Source organism: Streptomyces sp. LZ34, from assembly GCF_053890475.1.
This window is the reverse complement of sequence record NZ_CM132680.1, coordinates 266,963-284,271: the sequence shown is the minus strand read 5'-3', so window position 1 is coordinate 284,271 and position 17,309 is coordinate 266,963. Positions and strand designations below refer to the sequence as shown.

Sequence of the window (17,309 nt, the reverse complement as noted above, 5' to 3'; positions counted from 1 at the left end):
GCCTCGGCCGCATCAGTCCAGTAGTGGGGCCGCCAGACGATTGAGTTCCGGCGACCTTGCGTGATCTGCGTCACAGGGGTCGGCGGCCTGCCGCCGGTCATTGGCCGGGGCGTATCGCCAGGGCTTCGACGGTGATCGGCGGGTTGTCGCGGAAGTGGAGGGTGAAGGTGAGCCGGTCGCCCGGGCTGATCCGGGGCGGTGGCTTGATCATGATGTCCATGGTGTCGGCCGTCATGCGCAGCGATCCCCCGGCCGGGATGGCGACGGCGGAGACCATTTTCATGCCCCGTGTGCCCGGGCCGTTCTCCACGCACTCACTCAGCATGGCGCGGTGCCCGGTAGGCGCCGTGACGCCCGTCAGCTGATCGCCGCTCCGGCCGCTGTTGACGATGGTGAAGAAGGCAGCCGTGGCCTCGGGGTTCTGCGGCACGAAGATGCGGCCGTCCTGGACGCGCAGGGCGGCGGGGGAGCCTGCCTTGCCTGCCGTGGTCCACGCGACGAGGGCGCCGAGCGTCACCAGGCAGGCGAGCAGCGATATCCCGGCCGCGCGCAGCGGCCCGGTGAGGGCACGGCCCAAGCCCTTGCCGCGGGGAGTTCCGGATGTCACGGTGCGGCCTCCCACAGGGTGTTCGTCCGGACACGTCGGGCCCGGTGTTCGCGGCGGCGCGGCCTTGTCGGGTTCCAGGTGCGCAGCCGCAGGCTGTTGCCCACGACCAGGAGCGAACTGACCGACATCGCGGCGGCGGCGATCATCGCGTTGAGCCGGCCGACGGCGGCCAGCGGCAGGGCGACGAGGTTGTAGCCGAAGGCCCAGATCAGGTTGGTACGGATGGTGGCGAGGGTGCGCCGTGCCAGGCGCACGGCATCGGGGATGGCCTGGATGTCCTCGCGGACGAGGGTGACATCGGCGGCGCCGATGGCGGCGTCGGTGCCGCTGCCCATGGCGATGCCCAGGTCGGCGCCGGCGAGGGCGGCGGCGTCGTTGACGCCGTCGCCGACGACCGCCACCCGCCCGCCGTGTCCTTTCAACGCGGCGACGAGCGCGGCCTTGTCCTCGGGAAGTGTGCCCGCGTGGATCTCGGTGATGCCCAACTGCTCCGCGACCGCTCGTGCGGTGGCTTCTCGGTCACCGGTGGCCAGCACGGGCCGCAGCCCGAGCCGGCGCAGGTGCTCCATCGCGCGATAGCCGTCCGGCCGCAGCGCGTCGCCGACGGAGATGATCGCCTGCGGTGTGCCGTCGACCTTGAGCAGGACGGCGGTGTGGCCTGCGCCCTCGGCCGTCCGGACCGCCAGGTGCAGAGGGCCGGGGAGGTCTGCTACCTCGCCGGGCCGGGCCACGGACACCTCCCGGCCGTCCACTCGGCCACTGACCCCGTGCCCTGGTGTGGCGGTGAAGCGGTCCGCCCTGGGGAGCGGGCGGCCGTCGCCGTGCCGATCGGCGTGGGCGGTGATGGCGCGCGCCAGCGGGTGTTCGGAGCCGTACTCGACGGCGGCCGCCAGGCGCAGGGCCTCGGCCGGGTCGGCCCCGGGGGACGCGGTGACGGCCATGACGCTCATGCGGCCGGTGGTGAGGGTGCCGGTCTTGTCCAGGACGACGGTGTCGATGCGGCGCAGCCGTTCCAGCGCCTGCGCCCCACTGACCAGGATGCCGAGCTGTGCCCCGCGTCCGGTGGCGGCCAGCAGCGCGGTGGGGGTGGCCAGCCCGAGCGCGCACGGGCAGGCCACCACGAGCACGGCCACCGCCGCCGTGACGGCTGCCTGCGGGGCGGCACCCGCGCCCAGCCAGAAGCCGAGCACCGTGACGGAGACGGACAGCACGGCGGGGACGAAGACGGCGGCGATGGCGTCGGCGAGGCGCTGGACCCAGGCCTTGCCGGTCTGGGCGTCCTCCACCAGCCGTGTGATCCGGGCGAGCTGGGTGTCGGAACCCACCGCGTCCGCACGGATCTCCAGCAGCCCGCCGGAGTTGACCGCGCCGCCGATCACCGAGGATCCGGGCCCGACCTCGACCGGGTGGCTCTCCCCGGTGACCAAGGACAGATCCAGGGCGGAACTGCCCTCGACGACGGTGCCATCAGTGGCCACCCGCTCTCCCGGCCGGGCGAGGAAACGGTCGCCGACCTTCAGGTCGGACACCGCGATACGGCGCTCCACGCCGTCCCGCCGCACCGACACGTCCTTTGCCGCGAGTTCGGCCAGCGACCGCAGCGCCGAACGGGTGCCCCGCCGGGCCCTGTCCTCCAGAGCCCGCCCCGCGAGGACGAACAGCGGCACCGAGACGGCCGCTTCCAGGTACACATGTGCCACTCCGCCGCTCGCGGAAGGCAGCAGAGTGAAGGGCATCGTCATGCCCGGCGCACCGGCTCCGCCCCAGAACAGCGCGTAGGCGGACCAGGCGAAGGACGCGGCCACTCCGAGGGAGACCAGCGTGTCCATCGTGGCGGCACCGTGCCGCACACCACGCAGCGCTCGGATATGGAAGGGCCAGGCCCCCCAGACGGCGACCGGCGCGGCCAGCACGAAGCACAGCCACTGCCAGTTGCGGAACTGCCAGGCGGGCACCATCGAGAGCACCAGAACCGGCACGGACAGCAGCACGGTGACCAGGAGCCGGTCGCGCTCCTCCCGCGCATTCCCCTCATCGGCCCGGTTACGGCCGGTGTCCGCCGTACGGCCGGACGCGACCCCGGATTCGGGCAGCCGTGCGGTGTATCCGGCGGCCTCTACCGTGGCCACGAGATCGGTGAAGGGCACCGAGGCCGGGTGGAGGACTCTCGCGCGGCCGGTGGCCAGATTCACCGTGGCGCTGACTCCATCGAGGCGGCCGAGTTTCTTCTCGACCCGGCCCACACACGCGGCACAGGTCATTCCCCCCACCAGCAGGTCGCTGGTGACAAGGTCGGCCGCGGGGGACACGGGAGGCGGTGGCTGTGTGCTCATCACCGGCCTCCGCGGCCGGCGGCCCCCGTGGTGAGTGCGCCCATGCCGTGCATGCCGCCCATGTCACCGGGCTCGGCGGGTTCGGTGCGTTCCTCGCCGTCGGTGGGGCGCATCCCCGGGGACACCGGTCCGGTGAGCCCGCCGACCACGTACGCCAGCGTGAACAGGACACCCAGCAGGACGACGAAGCCGACGACCGGCCAGGCGGGCCGAAAGCGTCCGGAGAGATGGGGGAGAGGCGGCCGACTCGGGTCGGCCGGAGGGGAAGACATCGCCGCTCCAGTACGCAGAGAGAAGAGAAAGCGGGACGCATGATGCCCGCGCGGCCCGGCCATAGTGACACGGACCCCTGCTCAATGCGGGACCAAGGCGCCCCCGGACTCCTGTGAGATTCCTCTTCAACCACAGCCGGAACCACCGCTGGTTCCGCGACGACTACCTCACAATGCCCGTCACGACCGTCACCCCGGCCTCGAGAAAACGAGTGAACGTGGGAACTCGACCACGAGGTGGTCCGACTACCTGTTTCGCCGACGTTCAGTCGGCTGTGTCGGGAAGCAGGAGTCATTCATGGCAGGTGCGGACACGGTACGGGTGGCGGTGCTGCTGTACGACGGGTTCACCGCGCTGGACGCGGTCGGGCCGTATGAAGTGCTGTGCCGGGTACCGCGGGTGACGGTGACCATGGTGGCCGAGAAGGCCGGACCGGTGCGTACCGACACCGGCGAGCTGACGCTGGTGGCCGAGTGCTCCATCGACAGCGTGGAGCGGGCCGATGTGCTGCTGGTGCCGGGAGGCGGGGAGCGCGGCACCATGGCCACGATGGCGAACACCGTGGTGCTGGACTGGATCCGCGATATCCACCGGCGGTCGGTGTGGACGACCTCGGTATGCACGGGGTCGTTGATCCTGGGCGCGGCCGGTCTGTTGCGCGGCCTGCCCGCCACCACTCACTGGGCCTCGCGCCCCTATCTGGCGGACGCGGGTGCCGAGTACACCCCGGGGCGGTTCGTCGAAGCAGGAAAGATCATCACCGCTGCGGGCGTCTCCGCCGGTATCGACATGGGACTGCACCTCGCCGCCCGGCTCGCCGACGAGAAGGTGGCGCAGGCGACGCAGCTCGCCGTGGAGTACGACCCCGATCCGCCCTTCGACACCGGCAGCCCCGAGAAGACGGGCCCGGAGCTCCAGCAGCTCGCGCTGCGGCTGCTCGCGGACGCCGCGCGGTAGCGGCCGATGCACTGGTACGAGGACGACGCGTTCTGGTCGGACTTCTCCGAGACGATGTTCTCCGAGCGCAGACGCGCGGAGACCGCGGAGCTCGTCGCCCGGTCGCGGCTGCTGGACTTCCCCGCCGGAGCCCGGGTGTTGGACCTGTGCTGCGGGCCCGGCCTGTATCTGGTGCCGCTGGCCCAGCGCGGCTGTGCCGTGACGGGAGTCGATCTGAGCCCGGTCATGCTGGAGCGGGCACGGGCCGCCTGCGCGCGGGCGGGGGTCGATGCCCGGCTGGTGCGGGCGGACATGCTGGAACACGTGGAGCCGGGGTCGTACGACGTGGTGCTCAACGTCTTCACCTCCTTCGGCTACTTCGACGACCCGCGCGACAACCTCCAAGTCCTCCGCAATGCCCACGACTCGCTGGTGCCGGGCGGACGGCTGCTGATCGACGTGATGGGCAAGGAGGTCCTCGCGGGCTGGATCGGCCGGCCCCAGCTGGTCGAGCTGGACGGCGGCGCGTACGTGGTGCAGCGCGACACCGTCCTGGACGACTGGTCCCGGTTGCGTACGGACTGGACCCTGGTGCGCGACGGGACGGCACGGGAAGCGTCGATCACCTCCTTCCTCTACAGCGGGGTGGAGCTGCGCGCGCTGTTCGAGCAGGCCGGCTTCACGAAGGTGGCGTGCTACGGCGATTTCGACGGAGCCCCCTACGACCAGCGCGCCCGGCGGCTCATCGTGTGCGGAACGCGGGAACTCTGACGCCGCACCGGCCGACTACTCCTCCAAGGAGTACGCCGAACCACCCTGCGCGGGAAGGGACTTGATGCTCGGAGCATGGAGCAAGCACGGTCGGACAGGCACCATCCTCGTGCTGCTCTCCGTCTTCTTGGTGATCTCCGTGGTGGCCGGAGTGGCGCTTGGCCCCACCGTCGTGCCGTTCGGCGACGTGCTGCGGTTCCTCTTCGCCGCCGTCACCGGGGGCAGCATCGGGGCGGACGAGGCGACCGACTACTCCGTCGTATGGGACATACGCACCCCCCGGGTGCTGCTCGCCGCGGTGGTCGGAGCGGGGCTGTCCGTCGTCGGTGTCGCCATCCAGGCCCTGGTGCGCAATGCCCTGGCCGACCCGTTCGTGCTGGGCATCTCCTCCGGCGCCTCGGTCGGCGCGACCGCCGTCGTGGTGTTCGGGTTCTTCACGGGCCTGGGGGTGTACGCGCTGTCGGCGGCGGCGTTCCTGGGGGCCCTCGGGGCCACCGTCCTGGTGTATCTGGCCGCGCGCGGGCCGCTGGGTCTGACACCGCTGCGGCTGGTGCTGACCGGGGTGGCGCTGGCCTACGGGTTCCAGGCGCTGATGAGCGTCCTGGTCTTCTTGTCTCCCAACGGCCAGGCGGCACGCACGATGCTGTTCTGGCTGCTGGGCAGCCTGGGATCCGCGTCGTGGGAGTCGTTGCCGCTGGTGACGGCGGCGGTCGTGGTCACGGTCGTGGCGCTGCTGCGGCAGAGCCGGGCTCTGGACGTGCTGTCGCTGGGGGACGAGACGTCGGCCAGCCTGGGGGTGGACGCACAGGCGCTGCGCCGCCGGCTGTTCGTGCTCACCGCGGGGGTCACCGGGCTGATCGTCGCGGTGAGCGGCGCGATCGGTTTCGTGGGCCTGGTGCTGCCTCATGTGGTGCGCATCCTGGTCGGCTCCACCCACCGCAGAGTGCTGGCCGTCGCCCCGCTCGCCGGGGCGTGCTTCATGGTCTGGGTCGACCTGGTGGCCCGTACCGCGTTCGCGCCCGAGGAACTGCCGCTCGGGGTGATCACCGCGCTGATCGGGGTGCCCGTCTTCATCACGCTGATGCGCCGCCGCGGCTATCTGTTCGGAGGCCGCTAGATGACGCTGAGTCTGCGGGATCTGTCAGTGGAGGCCGCGGGGCGTGCCCTGGTCGACCGGCTCACCGTGGAGGTGGACACCGGCCAGGTCGTGGGGCTGGTCGGCCCGAACGGCAGCGGCAAGTCCACCGCGCTGCGCTGTGTGTACCGGGCGCTCAAACCGACCTCCGGCGCCGTCCTGCTGGACGGCACCGACCTGACCTCGCTCTCGCTGCGCGACAGCGCGCGCTCGGTCGCGGCGCTGACCCAGGAGAGCCACAGCGAACTCGACTTCACGGTGGAGGAGGTGGTGGCGCTGGGGCGTGCCCCGCACGCCCGGGGCAACAGCCCGCTGACCGCCCACGAGCGGGAGCTGTGCCGGGAGGCGATGGACCGGCTGGACGTCGGACACCTCGCGCAGCGCAGTGTGCTCACGCTCTCCGGCGGGGAGCGCCAGCGGGTGCTCGTCGCCCGCGCCCTGGTCCAGGAGCCCCGTGTCCTGGTCCTCGACGAGCCCACCAACCACCTGGACGTCCGCCACCAGGTCCAGCTGCTGTCCTTCCTCCGCGGCTCCGGACTGACCGTGATCACAGCCCTGCACGATCTGAATCTGGCGGCCGCCGTCTGCCACCGCATCGCGGTACTCAGCCACGGCTCCCTCGTGGCCTCCGGTGACCCGGCCGACGTCCTGACGCCCGACCTGGTCCGCGAGGTCTTCGGGGTCACCGCCACGGTCGTACACCACCCGCGCACCGGAACCGCCCAGCTGCTCTACGACTTCACCCCCGACCAACCCCCGCCCGCCGAGGCCCCTGCGGAAGGAACCCGCCGATGATCCGACCCGCCCTTCCCCGCGCGGCCCGCACCCGCACCGCCCTGGCCACGGGACTGCTGGCGACCGGGCTGCTGGCCACCGGCTGCGGAGCCGATGTGGAACCCGCGGCCGAGAGCGGCAAGCCCGCCTCGGTGACCGTCTCCAACTGCGGAAAGGACATCACCTACACCCGCCCGAAGCGGGCGGTGGCCTACGACGTCAGCGGGGCGGAGAAGATGTTCGCCCTCGGGCTGGCCGGCCGGATGCGCGGCTACGTCATGAACGAGCTCGGCGACCCCTCCATCGCCGGATCGCCCTGGCGCGCGGACTACAAGAAGGTCGAGCGGCTGGGCACCGAGCGGATCACCCGGGAGATCGTCGTCGACGCCAAGGCCGACTGGGTGCTCGCCGGATGGAACTCCGGCTTCGGCGAGGACCGCGGCATCACCCCCGCCCTGCTGAAGAAGACGGGAATCGCCGCCTACGTGCACACCGAGACCTGCTGGGACTACGGAAGCAAGACCACCGATGTGCCACCGCTCCAGGCCCTCTACACCGACCTGGAGAACATCGGCCGGATCTTCGGCGTCACGGACCGGGCCGACACACTGGTCACGGACCTCAAGGACCGAACCGCCGCGCTGAAGAAGACCTGGCCGAAGAAGAGCGACCCGGCCAAGGTGCTCGTCTACGACTCGGGCACCGACCAGCCCTTCACCGCGGGCCGCCACGCCGCGCCCAACGACATCATCGCCGCCGCCGGCGGCCGGAACGTCTTCGACGACCTCGACAAGGGCTGGACGACCGTGGGCTGGGAGCCCGTGGCCAAGGCAAAACCCGAGGTCATCGTCATCGTCGACTACGCGGGCCAGTCCGCCAAGGACAAGATCGAATATCTGAAGTCCCTGCCCGCGATGAAATCCGTCCCGGCGGTGAAGAACGGCCGCTTCCACATCATCTCCTACGGCGACGCCGTCAGCGGCCCCCGCAACGTCAAAGGCGCCGAGGACCTGGGCCGCTACCTGAGGTCGATCGGACGGTGACACCACGGATGGCACCCCCGCACACCGAACCCACCCTCGCGCCCGTCGTCCACGACCACATCACCGACGCGATGAAGGCACCGGACCTGCTCCGGCTGACCGACAACATCGTGCTCGCCCGCTTCGAGACGATGAAGATCTACGCCGCGCTCGGCGCGGTCCGCACCCTGCTGGAGCGCGGCACCATCACCCCCGGCCAGACCCTCGTGGACAGCTCCAGCGGCATCTACGCCCTTGCCCTGGCCATGGCCTGCCACCGCTACGGACTGCGCTGCCACATCGTCGCCTCCACCACCGTGGACGCCACCATACGCGCCCAACTGGAGATCCTCGGCGCCACCGTGGACCAGATGCCGCCCTCGAGCGACCTGAAGCTGGACCAGGAACGACGCGTGCGCCACGTGCGACAGCTGATCGCCGACCGGCCCGGCATCCACTGGATGCGCCAGTATCACGACGCCGTCCACTACGCCGGATACCGGGAGTTCGCCGACCTGGTCGACACCGCGCTGCCCAGCGTCCCGCTGACCGTGGTCGGCGCGGTGGGCACCGGGGCCTCCACCGGCGGTCTGGCCCAGCCCCTGCGGGAGCGTGGCCGAGCCGTTTCCCTCGTGGGCGTGCAGCCCTTCGGCAGCGTTACCTTCGGCAGCGAGAAATTCAACGACCCCGAGGCGATCATCGCGGGCATCGGCAGCTCGATCCCCTTCGACAACGTCCGCCACGACCTGTACGACACCCTGCACTGGGTCGACTTCCACCACGCGATGGCGGGCACCGTCGGCCTGCTGCGCGAGCACGCGGTGTTCGCCGGACTGTCCACCGGCGCCGCCCACCTCGTCGCGGCCTGGGAGGCCGCGCGCCACTCGGACCGGACACATCTGGTCATCGGCGCCGACACCGGCCACCGCTACTCCGAACGGGTCTTCGCCCGCCACCACGAAGCCCTCGACCGGCGCACCCTCAAACCCCACCAGATCACCCGGCTCGCCGACCTCACCATGCCGTGGTCGGCGATGGCCTGGAAGCAACGCCCATACGACACGACCACCACCCCGTCCCAGGAGGAGCGCACCCCGTGACCATCGCCGCCCTGGAAGAACTCACCTTCGGACTCGGACGGCTCGCCGAGGCGGCCCACCACGCCGGACACCGGCTGTGCCTGCTCACCCAGGACCGCGCCATCTACCGCCACGAACTGGCCGGTCTCCCGCCCGGCACGCTGGACATCATCGACATCGACACCAGCGACCCGACCGCCACCGCCACCGCGCTGGCCTCGCTGCCCGACCTGCGCGGGCTGATCAACTCCACCGACACCTGGAGCGTCCCGGGCGCCGACCACGCCGCGCGCCTCGGGCTGCCCGGCCCCGACCCGGCCTCCGTCCGTCTCCTGCGTGACAAGCACCGCGTACGCAACCTCCTCCACGAACACGGGCTCAGCCGCGGCCGCGCCCACGCCCTCACCCCCGATGCCGCCACCGCCGCCGAGGTGATTCGGGGAACCGGCCTGCCCGCCGTCCTCAAGGACTCCGCGGGCACCTCCTCCCGCAACGTCTGGCTGGTACGTGACGAACACCAACTCGGCGCCGCGCTCGCCGACGCCGCACACCACACGCTCAAGGGCAGGCTGTTCGCCGAGCCGTACCTCGCCGGCCCGGTGTACAGCGCGGAAACCCTCAGCTGGGCCGGGACCACCCGGCTCCTCGGCGTCCTCAGCCGTCAGCTCTCGCCAGAGCCCGCCGTCCGCGAGGAGGCCGCAGCCTTCCCCGTCGCCCTCCCCGCCCCGGAACACCAGCGCATCCAGGACTGGGTGGAACGCGTCCTCAAGACCGCCGGACACGACAGCGGCTTCGCCCACGTGGAATTCATCCTGACCGCCGAAGGCCCGGAACTGGTGGAGATCAACCGGCGCATCGGCGGCGCGCTCGTCGGGGAGGCCCTGTGCCGCGCCCTGAACACCAACGTCTACCACGCCATGGTCGACGTCGCCCTCGGCCGACGCCCCGCCCTGCTCGACGCCCCGGCCCCCACCGGACCCGCCACCGCCTTCGTCCTCGTCTACCCCGACCGGCCCGGCACCCTCACCGGCTGGACCGGACTCGACAGCCTCGCGAACTTCCCCGGCAACCCCGAGTGGTACCCCACCGCCGCCCCCGGAGACCACATACGGCACCTGACCGACCAGCGCGGCTGCACCGGCATCGTGCTGGCCGAGGCGGACACCGCCGAACTGGCCCAGCACCGCGCGCTCGCCGTCGCCGGGAGCGTACGGCCGCTCATCACCACCGACGACACCCAGGAATGAGCCTGCGATCCGGGCTCGCACGATTCACCGGACCCCAACGTTTCCTGCTCGCGGGCTCCTTCCTCATCCCACTGGGGAGCTTCGCCGTCCTGCCCTACATGTCCGTCCTGCTCCACGAACGCCTGGACATGGGTCTCGGCGCGGTGGGCATCGTGCTCGCCATCGCCTCCTTCGTTCAGTTCTCCGGCGGGGCGGTGGGCGGCACGCTCGCCGAACGCCTCGGGCTGCGCCGCACCATGCTGCTGGCCCTGGCGATCCGCACCGCGGGGTTCGCCACCTTCCTGCCCGGACTCCACTCCGCATACGCCGCCATCGCCGCCCTCTTCCTCGTCTCGTGCGGCGCGGCGCTCTACCTCCCCGCGAACAAGGCGTACCTGGTACACGGTGTCGAAGAATCGCGGCGGCCACTGCTGCTGTCCACGAGCGGCTCCGCCCTCAACGCGGGCATCGCGCTGGGCCCGCTCGCCGCGGCGCCCTTCGTCCTGAGCTCCTCGGCCGCACTCTTCACCGCCGTTACGATCCTGTTCGCGGCCATCACCGCAGGCCACGCCCTGCTGCCCACCGAAAAGCGCGAGCCGGTCCCCGACCGGCCGGAGAACGAGAACACCGACGCCTCTGCCTCACAGCCGGCGCGCCAGGCCACCGGAGCGAGTGTCCTACCCTTCACGGTCACCGTGCTGAGCCTGTACCTGTTCATGTTCTTCCAGCACTACCTCGCCCTCTACGCCGTGCCCCGAACCTCGGCGACGTACTACGGCTTCGTGCTCGCCCTCTACGCCCTCGTCGTCGTGGTGGCACAGCCCCTCCTGTCGGACCGGATCGCCCGCCTGCCCTACACCCGCGCTCTGCGGCTGGGCTTCTCCGCGATGGCCACCGGCATGGCCACGCTCGCCCTCGGCAACCACACCGCCATCCTCGCCGGGGCCCTGCTCATCTGCTGTGGTGAGATCGTCCTCTTCCTCAAAAACGACCTCGAAGCCCTCGCCCGCTCACCCCGCGCCCCCGCCGTCGTCTTCGGCCACCAGCGACTCGCGGCCGGAATCGGCGCGTTCGCCAGCGGAGTGGCCGGGGGAGAGGGATACCAGGCGGCCGAGCGGACCGGCCACACCGGCCTCTTCTGGATCCTGATCGCGGCGCAATGTGTGATCCTGCCTCCCTTACTGACCGGGGCACTGCGCCGCATCCCGCAAACCGCGGAGCGCCGTGGGCACGGAGCAGTTCCTGGGTGTGACGGGTAGTGTGCTTGCCGTTCCGCCGCGTCGCGTGATCAGATAGCGGCAGCATCGCGTGTCGGTGGCGGACTGCGCCAGGCATGGAGGTGCGGAACCGAAGGGGCCGCCATCCGTGGCTTCCCGCGACGGCAACCGTGTAGCCGCCTTGAGCCTGCAGCTCGCACAAGCACATCAAGAACTGCGTCGCCAGATCAACGAGATCAGGAAAAGTCTCGGACACCGCCGGTTGAGCGACGACGCACTCCTCACCCACTGCCTGGCCTTCTGCGCCGCGTTGACATCACACCACCGAGGCGAGGACGAAGGGATGTTCTCCCAGTTGCTGCGCGAACGCCCGGATCTGGCTGGGACGGTCGCGAATCTTGTTGAGGACCATGGAATGATCGCCTCGATCCTGTCTCGGGTGAGCGAACTCGCCGACAGGGCTGCGGAATCGCGTGACTCCGGCCTGGAGGCGATCGGGGGCGAGCTCGACGGATTGGCAGCGGTCATGGAATCCCACTTCAGATACGAAGAGCGGACGATCAGCGAGGCGCTCGACGACGGAATGCCTGACGCCGACTGGCCCGACATGGTGTTCCGGTTCGGAGTCCGTGCGGGCGCCGAGATAGGCGATCCGGGTCCGGCTGCGGCCGAGTAGATGGCGCACCGCGATGCGGGCGGCGGTCACGTTGTCGATCGCGGTGTGGTCGAACGGCAGGTCGTATCCGCGCTCGTCAAGCAGCACGAGCGGCACGTCGTCGTCCCGGCCCCGCAGGTCCTCCGCCTCCAGGTCCAACGGGCTGAGGATCAGGCCGTCGATCGCCCGGGCCCGGAACCCTGGCACCGAGCTTGTCGATGGCCTTTTGTGCCTTGGCCCGCGTCGCCGGTGTGACGTGCGGATAGTTGTCCACGACGTTGGAAACGGTCTTGACCGAGATGTCGGCCCGTTCGACCACGTCCTTCAGGCTGACCCGCAAGGGATCTCTTCGGCATCGACGGGTGCTCCTGAAACCGGGAGCCTCCGTCATGGTCTGGACAGCGGCCAGGAGCCGTGTTCTCATGCCAACTGCTCCTGCTTCCAACGTTGTACAGACTGAAGCACCGAGCCGCCACCCTTCCTCAGCCAAGGAGGATTCGTGCGCATCAGATCGTTCAGTCCGTTCCGTCTCAGACTGCTGAGAAACCGACTCGTCCTGCTCGTCGCGGCAGCGCTGGGTGCCGCGGGACTGTCCGCCGCACCTGCCGCGACGGCCGCGGACGATCCCCCGGCGGTTCACGGCCTCAAGGGCGAGTACTACACCCAGTCCGCCCCCGGCGCCTTCGACTTCCACGAGCTCAAGGCCACCGGATTCGACCCGCGGCTCGACTTCGACTCCCTGGAGTCCCGGCTGAGTTCCGCCACCGGTCGGTCGGACGACGTCAGCGTCCGCTGGACCGGCCGGATCGTGCCGGAGAAGACCGGTCCTACCACCTTCTCGATCACCGGGGACAACGGCTTCCGGCTCTGGGTCGGCGGCAAGCTCGTCATCGATCACTGGGTCGACGACTGGAACCGTGAACAGTCGAGCGACCCCGTGGAATTGACCGCGGGCACGGCTTACGACATCAAGGTCGAGTACTTCGAGCACTACGGAGGCTCCAACCTTCACGTGCGCTGGACACCGCCCGGTGGCACGAAGACGGCCGTCCCGCAGTCCGCCTTCCTGCTGCCCGAGGGCTACGACTACAACGGTGCCATCGCCGCCACGGTCCTCAAGGATGGCCGGACGCTCAGGCTCGACTTCGCCCAGTCGCTCCAGACGCCCCCGGCCGGACTCGCCGGCCACATGACCGCTGTGATCGGCGGTGCCACCTGGCCGCTCGGCGAGGCCCGGCTGAACCAGGCCGACGCCAAGTCGCTGCTGGTCGCGCTCAAGGAGCCCGTCGTCGGCAACAAGACCGGCACCGCACGCGGCATCGCCGACGTCCGCTACGACGGAACGGGCGGCCTGACCGGCACGGACGGCAACGTTGTCAAGTCCTTCTGGAGCACCGGGGCCAACCACTCGACGTACGAACTGCGTACCCCGTGGGCCGACGACGTCACCCCGGCCAACGCCCACCGCGAGTACCCGAGACCGCAGCTGACCCGTGGCGCCTGGCAGAACCTCAACGGCACCTGGCAGTTCGCCGCAGCCAAGCCGGGCGAGCAGCCGCCGGTGGGCAAGAACCTCGCTGAGAAGATCCTCGTCCCGTACCCCGTGGAGTCCCAGCTGTCGGGGATCGAGCGGCACGAGGACCGCATGTGGTACCGGCGTACCTTCACTGTCCCGGCCGACTGGAAGATCGGCTCCGGCAAGCGTCTACAGCTGAACTTCGGCGCGGTTGACTGGCGGACGGAGGTCTACGTCAACGGCACCAAGGTCGCCGATCACCAGGGCGGCTACGACAAGTTCAGCGCCGACATTACCGACGCCCTCAAGCCGGGCCGTACCCAGGAGCTGATCGTCGGTGTCTACGACCCGACCGACGCTGCGAACGGCGAGAACCCGCCCATCGGCAAGCAGCGCCTCGACCCCAGTGGCATCTGGTACACGCCGAGCTCGGGCATCTGGCAGACGGTGTGGCTGGAGCCGGTCGCGGCCGACCACGTCGATTCGCTCAAGCTCACCCCGGATGTGAGCGCGGGCACCCTGACGGTCGAGCCGCAGGGCGTGCGGGACGGTCTTCCGGTCACGGCAGCGGCGTACGACGGCAAGCGGCGCGTGGCCACCGTCACCGGACGCAGCGGCACCGCGCTCACCTTGAAGATCCACAAGGCGCACCTGTGGTCGCCCGACGATCCGTTCCTGTACGACCTGAAGGTGACTGTCGGCACCGACCGCGTCGGCAGCTACTTCGGCATGCGCTCCATCGCCGTCGAGAACGTGAACGGCACCCCGCGCACCGTCCTCAACGGCAAGCCGGTGTTCATGATGGCCACCCTCGACCAGGGCTTCTGGCCGGACGGCCTGCACACCGCGCCGAGCGACGAGGCACTGGCCTACGACCTGCGGATGCACAAGACCATGGGCTTCAACGCGGTCCGCAAACACATCAAGGTCGAACCGGACCGCTGGTTCTACTGGGCGGACCGACTTGGCCTGCTCGTGTGGCAGGACATGCCCGCGATGACCGCGGGGGTGAACCCGGACACGGCATCACGCGCCGAGTACGAGCGCGAGATGAAGCAGATGATCGACGAGCACATCAGCAGCCCGTCGGTCGTCATGTGGGTCACCTTCAACGAGGGCTGGGGCCAGTACGACATGGCCCGCATCGCCGACCAGGCCAAGGCCTGGGACCCGACCCGGCTGGTCAACAGCATGTCGGGCCTCAACCTCGGTGCCGACGGCGGCACCGGCGACATCATGGACGAGCACGGCTACCCGAGCCCAGCACTGCCCCCACACCCGGACGGCGAGCGCGCCCTGGTCAGCGGCGAGTACGGCGGTCTCGGCCTGGCCGTGCCCGGACACGCATGGTCCGTACAGCAGTCCTACGTCGATGTCGACCCGGACACCTACACCGACGACTACCTCACCAAGCTGGCCGAGGTGCACGCCCTGGCCTGCGAGGGCGGCAACGGCGCGGTGTACACCCAGATCACGGACGTCGAGGGCGAGCTCAACGGGCTGATCACATACGACCGCAAGGTCGTCAAGCCCGATGTACGACGGCTCAAAGCGGCCCACGAAACGCTGATCGACGACGCGTCGCGGGCGACCCCCGCCGGCTGCGCCTGACCCGAAGCCGCCCGGCGAACGTCACCAGGTCTCACCGGGCGGCCCCATCCTCCTCCTCAGGGAGTCCGATTGGAGGGACACTCGATAACCGACATATCGAGCTGGCTGACTTGCAGAAGGTACCTGACGACGGGTCCCCGGCGTCCTGCGCAATGTCGGGTTCCGGCGGCACAAAGGCTCCGCGACTTGGCCGGGCTCCGGCCGGGAGGATGGGGGAATCGTTTGGCTAGGTGATTGGGGGCCTCTATGAGTCTGTCGGGACAGATAATCCCGCTGGTGGGCGTTGCGCTGGGCGCTGTTATGTCGTTTCTGGTGAGTAGCTTGAACGACCGGGCGCGGTGGCGTCGTGAGCAGTCTGTGCGCTGGGACGAGCGGCGCCTGGACGCCTATGCCGAGTACATCCACGCGGTCAAAGAGCTCGCGGGCCGCTATCAGCGCATCGCGGCGGGCCGCGGGCTGGTGACGGGGCCCACGCCGCTGGAGCTCACCGCCGAGGTGCTCGCCGAACTCGGCGCGGCTGAGGCCCGCCGTTCCGCGCTGTCGGAGACCTGCGGGCTGTTGGGAGACACTGATACGAACACTGCGTCCAAGACGTTGGACTATTGCCTGTGGCGGCTGGAGCACCTGGCGCGGGGTGTGCCCACGGAAGTCGAACAGGGCTGGGAACAGGCGTACGTGGAGTTCAGAGACGCGCAGCGGCGGTACCTCGAGCATGCGCGCGCCAGTTTGGGGGTGACCGGTCCTGTCAACCGGGACGTCGCATGGCCCTTGGCCTGGCGCCCCGCCGGTCGATCGTCGCGCGCTGAGTGATGAGTCCATACCGGTTCGCGGCCGGAGCCAGAGCGGGATCGTGGCGACGGTGACGGTGCCGTGGAAGACGTAGGCCCTCTTGTCGAAGCACGTTGCCACGGCCCGGTGGACCTTGAGCTCGTTGATCATCCGCTCGACTTCGTTCCTGCGTGCGTCCCAGGTCAGGTCGAAGCCGGCGGCTCGGCCTCCCTTGCTTCCGCGGCCCTCGCCCGACGTCCTTCGGCGAGTGCGGAGCAAGGTGTGCTGGCACCGTGTCTTGCCGAGGGCGAGGCGACGTGCTTTCTGTCGCGTCACTATCGGTAAGTGGCCGAGCCGATTGCCGTGTCCGACGACGCTCCGGCCCGCGCGAGTGCATGCTGTCAGGGCCGCAGGAGCCTGACCGCGAGGAAGCACGGAGCTTGGTGCAGCTTGTCGTAGGACATTTCGTCGACTTCTCGGAGGCCAGGCGCAGGGCGTGGTTCGACGAGTCTTTCCAGGTTGAATCCGGCGGCCAGCAGGTCGCCCAGGAACGTTTCCAGCGGCATGCGTTGGTAGCGGATTGTCAACCTGCCCCCGGCGAGGGGGAGGTCCACCCAGCCGTCGGCGTAGTACGAGCCACCGAATTTCCGCCAGTCGGCCGTCGGGTGGGTGGTCGGGGCGCAGCCAAATGGCCAGAACCAGGGCGGCTGTCGCGTAGGCGGCACCCGAGAGAAGGAACAGCCCGGCCAGGCGGGGGATGCCGAGGGCGTGAGCGAAGTCGCTCGCGGGCGCGGCGAGATTGGGGCCGACCACGCCGCCCAGGGTGGTGGCGACCAGCACGGTGGACAAGGCGCGGGCGCGGTACTCGGGAGCCGCCAGGTCGGCACCGGCGTAGCGGGCCAGCAGGCTCGTGGCCGTACCGGCGCCGTAGACGAACATCGCGACGAGCAACAGCGCGGAGCTGCCGGCGACGGCAGCGGCGATGACGCCCGCGCTGCCGATGGCACCAGCCAGGAACCCGGCGACAAGACCGGGGCGACGGCCGTGCGCTTGAGAGATACGCCCGACGGCGATGGCCGCCAGCGCGGAACCGGTGGTGGACAGGGCACTGAGCAGACCGGCCAGGCCGGTGGAGCCGAGCATGTCCTGCGCGAGCAGGGCACCGACGGTCACACCCGCCGCCAGTCCGGCGCCGCTGAGGACCTGAGCAGCGATCAGGACGATCAGGACGCGGCGCTGTGCCTGAGATCGCGGAAGGTCCTCGAGCCGAGCAGGCACGGTAGTCGTCACAAAAGAGTTCCTTTGCCAGGCGGGACCCGGCCGGACGGCGCCCCCGGCGGGTCTGGCGGGTCTCGCGGGGGTGGAGAAGGCGCGTGCGCACCTGCG

The 17,309-nt window shown here is 70.1% G+C and carries 14 protein-coding genes and 3 pseudogenes; 11 read left to right on the top strand and 6 right to left on the bottom strand.

Annotated features, from left to right (window positions below):
• Window positions 1-97: 97 nt before the first annotated feature.
• From ACWY4P_RS01335 to ACWY4P_RS01325, 3 genes are read right to left on the bottom strand one after another with little or no spacing between them, the layout of a single operon-like run.
• The gene (locus ACWY4P_RS01335) at window positions 98-607 is read right to left on the bottom strand and encodes a copper chaperone PCu(A)C (RefSeq protein WP_456208222.1); all 510 of its coding nucleotides are present in this window, start codon (window positions 605-607) and stop codon (window positions 98-100) included.
• Window positions 604-2,940, bottom strand: a complete 2,337-nt coding sequence (locus tag ACWY4P_RS01330; protein ID WP_456208221.1) for a heavy metal translocating P-type ATPase — start codon at window positions 2,938-2,940, stop codon at window positions 604-606. Before ACWY4P_RS01330 ends, ACWY4P_RS01335 begins: the two co-directional genes overlap by 4 nt.
• Window positions 2,940-3,212, bottom strand: a complete 273-nt coding sequence (locus ACWY4P_RS01325) for a hypothetical protein (protein WP_456208220.1) — start codon at window positions 3,210-3,212, stop codon at window positions 2,940-2,942. The genes ACWY4P_RS01330 and ACWY4P_RS01325 overlap by 1 nt, the downstream gene beginning before the upstream one ends.
• Before the next feature lie 298 nt (window positions 3,213-3,510).
• On the opposite strand from ACWY4P_RS01325, the gene ACWY4P_RS01320 reads away from it, so the two are divergent.
• The 9 genes from ACWY4P_RS01320 to ACWY4P_RS01280 all read left to right on the top strand — a co-directional run bounded on the left by ACWY4P_RS01320 (window position 3,511) and on the right by ACWY4P_RS01280 (window position 12,049).
• Window positions 3,511-4,170, top strand: a complete 660-nt coding sequence (locus ACWY4P_RS01320) for a DJ-1/PfpI family protein (protein WP_456208219.1) — start codon at window positions 3,511-3,513, stop codon at window positions 4,168-4,170.
• 6 nt (window positions 4,171-4,176) lie between these two features.
• Window positions 4,177-4,920: a class I SAM-dependent methyltransferase gene (locus ACWY4P_RS01315; RefSeq protein WP_456208218.1), complete on the top strand. Its 744-nt coding sequence runs from the start codon at window positions 4,177-4,179 to the stop codon at window positions 4,918-4,920.
• A gap of 64 nt (window positions 4,921-4,984) precedes the next feature.
• Complete coding sequence (locus ACWY4P_RS01310) at window positions 4,985-6,037, top strand: FecCD family ABC transporter permease (RefSeq protein WP_456208217.1); 1,053 nt, start codon at window positions 4,985-4,987, stop codon at window positions 6,035-6,037.
• Window positions 6,038-6,850: an ABC transporter ATP-binding protein gene (locus ACWY4P_RS01305; RefSeq protein ID WP_456208216.1), complete on the top strand. Its 813-nt coding sequence runs from the start codon at window positions 6,038-6,040 to the stop codon at window positions 6,848-6,850. It begins immediately after the preceding gene.
• Window positions 6,847-7,872: an ABC transporter substrate-binding protein gene (locus tag ACWY4P_RS01300; RefSeq protein ID WP_456208215.1), complete on the top strand. Its 1,026-nt coding sequence runs from the start codon at window positions 6,847-6,849 to the stop codon at window positions 7,870-7,872. The genes ACWY4P_RS01305 and ACWY4P_RS01300 overlap by 4 nt, the downstream gene beginning before the upstream one ends.
• An 8-nt stretch (window positions 7,873-7,880) precedes the next feature.
• Window positions 7,881-8,951: a pyridoxal-phosphate dependent enzyme gene (locus tag ACWY4P_RS01295; RefSeq protein ID WP_456208214.1), complete on the top strand. Its 1,071-nt coding sequence runs from the start codon at window positions 7,881-7,883 to the stop codon at window positions 8,949-8,951.
• Window positions 8,948-10,177: an ATP-grasp domain-containing protein gene (locus ACWY4P_RS01290; RefSeq protein WP_456208213.1), complete on the top strand. Its 1,230-nt coding sequence runs from the start codon at window positions 8,948-8,950 to the stop codon at window positions 10,175-10,177. The genes ACWY4P_RS01295 and ACWY4P_RS01290 overlap by 4 nt, the downstream gene beginning before the upstream one ends.
• The gene (locus tag ACWY4P_RS01285) at window positions 10,174-11,415 is read left to right on the top strand and encodes an MFS transporter (RefSeq protein WP_456208212.1); all 1,242 of its coding nucleotides are present in this window, start codon (window positions 10,174-10,176) and stop codon (window positions 11,413-11,415) included. The genes ACWY4P_RS01290 and ACWY4P_RS01285 overlap by 4 nt, the downstream gene beginning before the upstream one ends.
• Before the next feature lie 49 nt (window positions 11,416-11,464).
• On the top strand, window positions 11,465-12,049 hold the full coding sequence (locus tag ACWY4P_RS01280; protein WP_456213367.1) for a hemerythrin domain-containing protein: 585 nt from the start codon (window positions 11,465-11,467) through the stop codon (window positions 12,047-12,049).
• Here the strand turns inward: ACWY4P_RS01280 and ACWY4P_RS01275 are convergent.
• Window positions 11,990-12,368, bottom strand: a pseudogene (locus ACWY4P_RS01275) (LacI family DNA-binding transcriptional regulator); the annotation flags it as partial. The gene ACWY4P_RS01280 and the pseudogene ACWY4P_RS01275 overlap by 60 nt on opposite strands.
• Window positions 12,369-12,533: 165 nt before the next feature.
• On the opposite strand from ACWY4P_RS01275, the gene ACWY4P_RS01270 reads away from it, so the two are divergent.
• Together ACWY4P_RS01270 and ACWY4P_RS01265 are read left to right on the top strand one after the other, a co-directional pair.
• Entirely contained in the window at window positions 12,534-15,155 is a 2,622-nt protein-coding gene (locus ACWY4P_RS01270) for a PA14 domain-containing protein (RefSeq protein ID WP_456213366.1), read from the top strand.
• Window positions 15,156-15,431: 276 nt separating this feature from the next.
• Window positions 15,432-15,965 (top strand): hypothetical protein, encoded by a 534-nt coding sequence (locus ACWY4P_RS01265; RefSeq protein ID WP_456208211.1) that lies wholly within the window; start codon window positions 15,432-15,434, stop codon window positions 15,963-15,965.
• Window positions 15,966-15,986: 21 nt separating this feature from the next.
• On the opposite strand, the pseudogene ACWY4P_RS01260 reads toward ACWY4P_RS01265, so the two are convergent.
• Both ACWY4P_RS01260 and ACWY4P_RS01255 read right to left on the bottom strand, forming a co-directional pair.
• Window positions 15,987-16,166, bottom strand: a pseudogene (locus ACWY4P_RS01260) (IS5/IS1182 family transposase); the annotation flags it as partial.
• A gap of 429 nt (window positions 16,167-16,595) precedes the next feature.
• Window positions 16,596-17,213, bottom strand: a pseudogene (locus ACWY4P_RS01255) (MFS transporter); the annotation flags it as partial.
• Window positions 17,214-17,309: the final 96 nt, after the last annotated feature.

Excerpts from the sequence above, each read along its gene's own strand:
- ACWY4P_RS01330 (WP_456208221.1), bottom strand. The coding sequence starts at position 2,940 with ATGAGCACACAGCCACCGCCTCCCGTGTCCCCCGCGGCCGACCTTGTC.
- ACWY4P_RS01325 (WP_456208220.1), bottom strand. The coding sequence starts at position 3,212 with ATGTCTTCCCCTCCGGCCGACCCGAGTCGGCCGCCTCTCCCCCATCTC.
- ACWY4P_RS01320 (WP_456208219.1), top strand. The coding sequence starts at position 3,511 with ATGGCAGGTGCGGACACGGTACGGGTGGCGGTGCTGCTGTACGACGGG.
- ACWY4P_RS01315 (WP_456208218.1), top strand. The coding sequence starts at position 4,177 with ATGCACTGGTACGAGGACGACGCGTTCTGGTCGGACTTCTCCGAGACG.
- ACWY4P_RS01310 (WP_456208217.1), top strand. The coding sequence starts at position 4,985 with ATGCTCGGAGCATGGAGCAAGCACGGTCGGACAGGCACCATCCTCGTG.
- ACWY4P_RS01305 (WP_456208216.1), top strand. The coding sequence starts at position 6,038 with ATGACGCTGAGTCTGCGGGATCTGTCAGTGGAGGCCGCGGGGCGTGCC.
- ACWY4P_RS01300 (WP_456208215.1), top strand. The coding sequence starts at position 6,847 with ATGATCCGACCCGCCCTTCCCCGCGCGGCCCGCACCCGCACCGCCCTG.
- ACWY4P_RS01295 (WP_456208214.1), top strand. The coding sequence starts at position 7,881 with ATGGCACCCCCGCACACCGAACCCACCCTCGCGCCCGTCGTCCACGAC.
- ACWY4P_RS01285 (WP_456208212.1), top strand. The coding sequence starts at position 10,174 with ATGAGCCTGCGATCCGGGCTCGCACGATTCACCGGACCCCAACGTTTC.